The organism is Candidatus Planktophila sp. (assembly GCF_040402275.1).
In the GTDB taxonomy this organism is placed as follows: domain Bacteria; phylum Actinomycetota; class Actinomycetes; order Nanopelagicales; family Nanopelagicaceae; genus Planktophila.
In genome coordinates this window covers 1-5,630 of sequence record NZ_JBBAMW010000037.1, presented here as the reverse complement: position 1 = coordinate 5,630, position 5,630 = coordinate 1, and the positions used below count along the sequence as shown (strand labels likewise).

The 5,630-nt window shown below is 46.6% G+C and carries 4 protein-coding genes; all 4 read right to left on the bottom strand.

The window, feature by feature from the left end; all coding sequences use genetic code 11:
* Positions 1-105: 105 nt before the first annotated feature.
* Genes AC9UEY_RS05620 through aroA form a run of 4 tightly spaced genes read right to left on the bottom strand, consistent with a single transcriptional unit; the run spans position 106 to position 5,548 of the window.
* Positions 106-2,367 (bottom strand): heavy metal translocating P-type ATPase, encoded by a 2,262-nt coding sequence (locus AC9UEY_RS05620; RefSeq protein WP_509538945.1) that lies wholly within the window; start codon positions 2,365-2,367, stop codon positions 106-108.
* On the bottom strand, positions 2,364-3,215 hold the full coding sequence (locus tag AC9UEY_RS05615; RefSeq protein ID WP_509538942.1) for an inositol monophosphatase family protein: 852 nt from the start codon (positions 3,213-3,215) through the stop codon (positions 2,364-2,366). The genes AC9UEY_RS05620 and AC9UEY_RS05615 overlap by 4 nt, the downstream gene beginning before the upstream one ends.
* 12 nt (positions 3,216-3,227) lie before the next feature.
* Positions 3,228-4,250, bottom strand: coding sequence for a ribosome small subunit-dependent GTPase A (gene rsgA / locus AC9UEY_RS05610; protein ID WP_509538940.1), 1,023 nt, complete (start codon positions 4,248-4,250; stop codon positions 3,228-3,230).
* A complete protein-coding gene (gene aroA, locus AC9UEY_RS05605) occupies positions 4,247-5,548 on the bottom strand; it encodes a 3-phosphoshikimate 1-carboxyvinyltransferase (RefSeq protein WP_509538937.1) in 1,302 nt (433 codons plus the stop codon). The genes rsgA and aroA overlap by 4 nt, the downstream gene beginning before the upstream one ends.
* Between the last annotated feature and the right edge of the window lie 82 nt (positions 5,549-5,630).

Sequence of the window (5,630 nt, the reverse complement as noted above, 5' to 3'; positions counted from 1 at the left end):
TAGCTCGCTGGGCTCATAACCCAGAGGTCGTAGGTTCAAATCCTGCCCCCGCTACTACATAGAAAAAGGCCCTCTTGCGAGGGCCTTTTTGCTTTCCTTTACTACTTATTTGATGCGCAGTGAGTTAGTAACAACCAGCACGCTACTTGCTGCCATGGCCGCTGCTGCATACAGCGGTGATAACAATCCAGCTGCTGCAATCGGCAAACCAATCACGTTATAGATAAGTGCCCAACCCATATTCAAGCGGATGATCTTTAAAGTCTTTGCTGAAAGCTTCAGCGCCGAAATAACGCTTCCAAGTCCTGTGTTCATCAAGGTGATGTCAGCGCTGTTAATCGCAGTATCTGTTCCAGTACCCATAGCCATAGAAAGATCAGCTGCGGTAAGTGCTGCAGCATCATTGATTCCATCACCGATCATTAAAACGGTGTGACCTTCACTCTTTATGCGTTCAACAATTTCAAGTTTTGTTTCAGGCAAGGCATGTGAAACAACATGTGCTGCATCAATTCCCACAGTTGTTGCAACAGATGCTGCAACCTCGCTGCTGTCTCCTGTTACGAGCCATGGAGTAATACCCATGCCCCGAAGTGCAGCAACAGTTGCGGCCGCATCACTTTTTAGTTGGTCGCCAACAGCAAAGACGGCCACAGCAACACCATCCCATGCAAGCACTGCCAGAGTTAATCCAGCGGCTTGACCGCGTTCAATTGCAGATTTGATATCACCATGAAACTCGGTAGAGCTATGAGCAACGGCAGCAGGTGAGCCAATAAGAACAACTGGTGATTGCCCACCGATTGAAACGCGACCAGCCGCACCCGAACCTGGCGTCACCGAAAAATCAGAAACAGCAAAGGTTGGGCGTGAAGGTGCTGCCTGCCCTGCATTAGCTAACGCGTACTTTGTGATTGACAAGGCAATCGGGTGATTATTCTGCGATTCAATCGCACCAGCAGATGCCACAATGTTCTGAGTTGTCACAATCTCTGCAAATGAACGCCCTAAAACCGCACCTGCTGCTGTGGAGATAGTTGCTTCTTGAACAAGCATCACACCTTCTGTAAGTGTGCCTGTTTTATCAAATAGCACCGTATCAACATTGCGGGCAACCTCTAGAACACGTGGCTCACGCAGCACAATCCCACGTGCTGCGCCGCGGCCAGATGCCACAAGCAGTGCAACAGGTGTTGCTAATCCAAGTGCACATGGGCATGCGATCACTAACACAGTGATTGCAATTGAAATTGATTTGGTAAGTGTTGAGCCCGTGAAATACCAGCCTGCAAATGTTCCAATTGCAAGCACGGTAACAATCGGTACAAAGACAGCGCTGATTCGATCAGCTAAGCGCTGAATTGGAGCTTTAGTTCCTTGGGCACTAATAACCATGGCGGTTATGCGAGCAAGCTCGGTATCGCTGCCAACTCGTGTGGCTCGAACAATTAAGCGACCGTTGTGATTAATCGATGCACCATTTACTGATGATCCTGGGCGAACATCAATCGGCTTTGTTTCACCGGTCAACATTGAATTATCTACTGCAGATTCACCTTTAACTACAATTCCATCTGTTGCAATGCGATCTCCAGGGCGTACTTCAAATTCATCACCAATTTGCAGCTGTTCAATCGGAACAATGAGTGGGAATCCCCCACGAACAATTGTTACCTCTTTACTGCCAAGGGCCAATAGAGATGTAAGAGCACTGCTGGCCTTTGCCTTTGCACGGGTTTCTAAATAACGACCCAAAATGACAAAGAAAATTACACCTGCTGCGACTTCGGTATAGACATCACCAGCACCAGTTGCATTTGCATAAATAGACCAACCAAATGCAGCTAATGAACCCATTGAAATTAGGTTGTCCATCGTTGGGTGCATCAGGTTTCTAAAGGCAGCTTTGTGAATTGGATAGGCGACAAGAAGCACAACCGGAGCACTAAGTGCGATTACTACCCACGCAGTTGCTGAATACATAGGATGTGGCAGACCAAAGTTGTCCAAAATCTGATGAACCCACATATCAATCTGGTGATGCCAACTCATAATCATCGAAATAGCAACAGCAGGTACTGCAAAAATAAATGCAAAGAAGAATGCGCGAGCAGATTTCTTGCTGTGTAACGTCACAGATTGTGCATCCACCAATAAGGTTGCTGAATACCCTGCTTTTTCTACAATCTTGATTAAATCCTTAGGACTCATATCTACTGGGGCCAAAATATGAGCAGTCTCTGTTGCAAAGTTGATAGTCGCACTTACGCCTTCAACCTTATTGAGCGCCTTTTCCACTGTGTTAACACATGAAGAACAGGTCATTCCCTGCACAGAAAGTGTTACCGGCTCTAATAGTTGACTCATGGATTCAGTCCACTAATCACGGCGTTGTGGAGTGCCCCGTTTGTTGAAACTCCGCTCCCACCAAATGGGCCGTTCTGCCCTGCTGTGTTTGTAAATGATCCGCCAGCTTCACGAACAATAATGTCTAGCGCTGCCATATCCCACACTGCAAGTGATGGTTCTATTGCAACATCAACTGCGCCTTCGGCAACAAGCATGTGGGACCAAAAGTCTCCAATGCCACGTGTGCGCCAAGCCTTACCAAGCATTCTTTGGAAAGGCTCTAGACGATCTCCCCAACCAACAAAATCTGAGTAAGAAATTGAGGCATCAGAGAGTTTCGCAACTTTTGACACTGAAATCTTCTTCTCAGTTGATGAAGCGTCAAACTCCTCCCAGAGACCATCAGCGCTTCCTAAATTAAATCTTACATATGCACCTAGGCCCTTAGCTGCTGACCATCGTCGTGCAAGTGCGGGTGCACTTGCAATTCCCACAACAACTTCTTCAACACCTGATGCGTCAACACTTACAAGAGCAATCAATGTTGCCCACGTTGGAACTCCGCGCATAAAGTTTTTGGTTCCATCAATGGGATCAATAACCCAATAGCGACCAGATGTGCCTTTATCACTTCCAAACTCTTCACCGACTAAACCATCTGTGTGGCGATGTGTAGCTAGTGCTTCTCGAATTGCAGTTTCGACTGCGCGATCAGCATCAGTGACCGGGGTGTTGTCGGGTTTTGTTGTGATCACTAAATCCTGAGCCTGGTATCGATCAAGAGAAATAGCATCTGCTAGATCTGCTAATGCGTGCGCAAGTGCTAGATCATCCTGTAGATCAATTGAACTTTTATCGTTGCTCATGGTGGTGTCAGTCTATTCCTCGACTATTACAACAGGTGAATCTTTGACCGCTAACAACGAGCGAAGGCTTGCAAGACGTGCGGTTCGGTGGGCATTTGGAACCCCATCAGGGCTTGCATATGCATCTAATTTGCAAGAACTCTCTGAGTGAGAACAGTTGGATAGGCAGTTTGCTGCCACTTCAGATAAATCACTAAAAGCATCAACAATTCGTTGATTATCGATATGACTGAGTCCAAATGCACGAATACCAGGTGTGTCAATAATCCATCCATCACTATCGACAAGTGGCAATGCGATCGCACTAGATGATGTGTGCCGGCCACGACCAGTTGCCTCATTCACATCACCTGTTAATCGATCAGCTTCAGGCACAAGTGCGTTAATCAATGTTGATTTACCAACACCTGAGTGTCCAACCAAAACAGAAATCTTGCCTTCAAGAACTTGATGCAACTTTGCTAAATCTTTAGCACGTGAATCACTCTTGATTGCAGTGTGAATGATTTCAATATCAAGATCAGCATACTCTGCAAGAAATGCAGGAACTTCGCTGATATCTGTTTTTGTAACAACAATCTTGGGAACAATTCCTTCAGTAAAAGCCGAGACTAGGAAGCGATCAATCAGTCCACGACGAGGCTCCGGATTAGCAGCTGCCACAACAATTACTAGTTGATCAATATTTGCAACGATTGTGCGTTCTACTTGCGCCGCATCATCGACTGTGCGACTTAAGGAGTTACGACGATCTTGAACTGCAACAATTCGGGCAAGTGATCCTTCTGAGCCGGTTACATCTCCAACTATTGAAACATTGTCACCTGTGACAACAGATTTTGGCCCAAGTCCGCGCGCACGCATTGCTGTCAGGATCGTTCCATCTTCTGTAATACACGTTTGTCGTCCACGATCCACCGTTGTTACTAAAGCAGATATTGCATCACTATGTGATGGACGATCTTTACTTCGTGGTCGTGTACTGCGTGATGGGCGAACTCGCGCATCTGATTCATCGTATTCGCGAGGACTCATAGTAAAAGCGAGCTCCACAGCCCTGGAAAATCTGGCAAGGTCTTTCGTGTAGTTGCAATATTTTCTACTTCGATTCCTTCAACTACCAGCCCTAGTACAGCACCGGCTGTTGCTAATCGGTGATCATCATAAGTATGGAAAACGCCTGCATGTAATGGTGCTGGGGTTATATGCAAAGCAGTTTCTTCTTCTATTACTTTGCCACCTAATGCGTTTATCTCGCGGGTTAACGCCGCTAAACGATCAGTTTCATGTTTGCGCAAATGGCCGATTCCGCGCAAATGTGATGGCGAATCAGCAAGAGCGGCCAAGGCTGCAATAGAAGGGGTTAACTCACCAACATCATGTAGATCAACATCTATGCCATGAATTTTTCCTGTGCCAATAATGGTTAGTCCGTTATCTCCAAATGAGAATTGTGCGCCCATATTTGAAAGAATTGTTCGCAGTTGATCACCTGGCTGGGTGGTCTTAATCGGCCAATCAGCAATATCCACTCGCCCACCACACACCATTGCAATTGAAAGAAAGGGCGAGGCGTTAGAAAGGTCTGGCTCAATGACTATATCTAAATCATGGAGAACACCTGGCTTAACGCTCCACGTTTGTGCAACTGAATCAATCTCTACCGTTGCTCCAAATTGGCGCAACATATCTACAGTCATTTCAATATGTGGCATTGATGGCAGTAAGCCACCTTTGTGCTTAACAGTTACTCCATTAGTAAAACTTGGTGCTACTAAAAGAAGTGCTGAAAGGAACTGACTTGATTCGCTGGCATCAATAGTTATCTCTCCGCCGCCGACACTTCCAGTGCCTTGTAATTTCAATGGCAAGCTATAGCGATCTTCATGATCAATAGAAACGCCGAGATCTTCTAACGCCTTGATTACCGGCCCCAATGGACGTTCATAGGAACGTGGGTCACCATCAAAAATTACTTCACCTGTGGCAAGAGCAGCTAGTGGTGGTAAGAAACGCATAACAGTTCCGGCATTTCCCACATCTACACTCACTCCACCGCGCATAGGCGCCGACGTAACAATCCACTGCAACTCTTCGTTTCCATCAACAACGGCTGTGGTCTCTACGATTCCAATTCCTAGCGCCGTTAAGCCAGCGACCATTAATTCGCTATCGCGCGATACAAGCGGGCGTCGCAATGTTGATGGGCTCTTTGCTTGGGCAGCCAAAATCAAAGCTCGATTGGTAACAGATTTGGATCCAGGAATGACAACGTTGATATCAACTGGTGTTGCACCGCGATAAATCGCTGGCCAGTGAGCGTTGTTTGTCATCGTCTTATTCTAACCCGTGCCGATACCTGCGATACCCTTGAATTATGTGTGGTCGTTATGCGCAAACAGCCGATATGCGCGA